1 protein-coding gene is annotated in these 1,772 nt (G+C 72.1%); it reads left to right on the plus strand.

Going from position 1 to position 1,772, the window contains the following annotated elements; translation table 11 throughout:
- Positions 1-83: 83 nt before the first annotated feature.
- On the plus strand, positions 84-1,745 hold the full coding sequence (locus WDW90_RS36805; RefSeq protein WP_336492673.1) for an IS1182 family transposase: 1,662 nt from the start codon (positions 84-86) through the stop codon (positions 1,743-1,745).
- The last annotated feature ends 27 nt before the right edge of the window (positions 1,746-1,772 follow it).

Below are 1,772 nucleotides of genomic sequence, written 5' to 3' on the forward strand. Positions count from 1 at the left end.
CTGGAAAACGACGGGACACTGCTGGCGAATTCCGGTGGGCGTCGTGCTGGGTGTAGGCTGGCGGTCCCGCTCGGAGGCCGCCGATGTCGCTCCGGCCGCAACCCCCGCTCCCACCAGTCCCTGAGGACACCGCCCGCGTCGCCCAGACCGCGTTCCGGCGCGGCAATCCCTACCTGCTGCTGCGCACCCGCCTCGGCACCATCTTCGCCGATGCCGCGTTCGCCGACCTCTATCCCATCCGCGGCCAGCCCGCCTACGCTCCCTGGCGCTTGGCCGTGGTCACGCTTTTGCAGTTTCGGGAGGGCCTGAGCGATCGCCAGGCCGCCGAGGCGGTTCGGGCCCGGATCGACTGGAAGTACCTGCTCGCCCTCGAACTCGCCGATCCCGGTTTCGACCCCAGCGTCCTGTGCGAGTTCCGCGGCCGGCTGCTGGAGCACGAGGCCGCCGGGCGGCTGCTGACCCGCATCCTCGAGGCCGCGCGCGACCAGGGCGTGCTCAAGGGGCACGGGCGCCAACGCACCGACAGCACGCACGTGCTGGCGGCCGTGCGCGACCTCAACCGGATCGAGTTGTTGGCCGAGACGCTGCGGGCGACCCTCAACGCCGTGGCGGTTGTTGCCCCCGACTGGCTGCGCGATGTCGCTCCGCCCGATTGGCACGACCGCTACGACCGCCGGATCGAGGACGCGCGCCTGCCGGAGACCGGGCCCAAGCGCGAGGCTTACGTGCTCCAGGTCGGAGCCGACGGCTATCACCTGCTCGACGCACTGGATGGCGCGAGCGCGCCGCCGTCAGCCGCCCGCCTGCCCGCCGTCGCCGTGCTGCGCCGGGTATGGGCGCGGCACTTCGCGCGGGCAGAGGACGGAAGCCCACCCGCCGGCGCCAGCGTCCGGCTGCGCCCGGTGCAGGGACGTGGGCCCGGTGACCGGATCGAGTCGCCCTACGACGTCGAGGCCCGGTTCCGAGCCAAGTCCGGAACCGACTGGACGGGCTACATGGTCCACCTGACCGAGACCTGCGACCCCGATCTGCCTCGGCTGGTCGTTCACGCCGACACCACTCCGGCCAACGTGCATGAGGCAATGCGCACCGGCGTGATCCATGCCGCCCTGGCGGGCCTGGATCTGATCCCCTCCGAGCACCTGGTCGATGCCGCCTACGTCAGCGCCGAGCATCTGGTCGCGGCGCACGCGCAGCACGGCATCGCTCTGATCGGCCCCGCGCGGTCGAACCAGAGTTGGCAGACGCGTGAGGAGGGGGCGTTCCACGTGACCGACTTCGCGGTCGACTGGGAGCGTCAGCGCGTGCGCTGCCCGGAGGGCCACGCGAGCACGAGTTGGGGGGCGTACCGGGACAAGGCGAGTGGACGCGCGTTCATCCGCGCGGGCTTCAGCCCCGCCGCCTACCGCGCGTGTTCCGCCAAGCCGCGCTGTACCCGGGCGGCGAGCCGCCGGCTCAGCCTGCATCCACGCGCCGAGCACGAGGCGCTGGCGGCTGCGCGCATGCGGCAGGAGAGCAAGGAGGGCCGGCAGCTCTACGGACAGCGGCAAGGCATCGAGGCGACGATCGCGCAAGGCGTGCGCAGCTTCGGCCTACGCCGGGCGCGCTACCGCGGGCTGACCAAGACCACCCTGCAGAGCGTGGCGACGGCGGCCGCTCTCAACCTGGATCGCCTCGCCGCCTGGTTCTCGCTGCGGCCGCTGGCCCCCACGCGCACCTCACGCTTCAAAGCGCTCGCGACATAGCTGTCGAAATCGCCAGCAGTGTCCGAC

It is taken from the genome of Methylobacterium nigriterrae, assembly GCF_037106235.1.
Taxonomy (GTDB): Bacteria; Pseudomonadota; Alphaproteobacteria; order Rhizobiales; family Beijerinckiaceae; genus Methylobacterium; species Methylobacterium nigriterrae.

What these genes read in the sequence shown, in the direction of transcription:
- WDW90_RS36805 (WP_336492673.1), top strand. Translation starts at nt 84, where the DNA reads ATGTCGCTCCGGCCGCAACCCCCGCTCCCACCAGTCCCTGAGGACACC.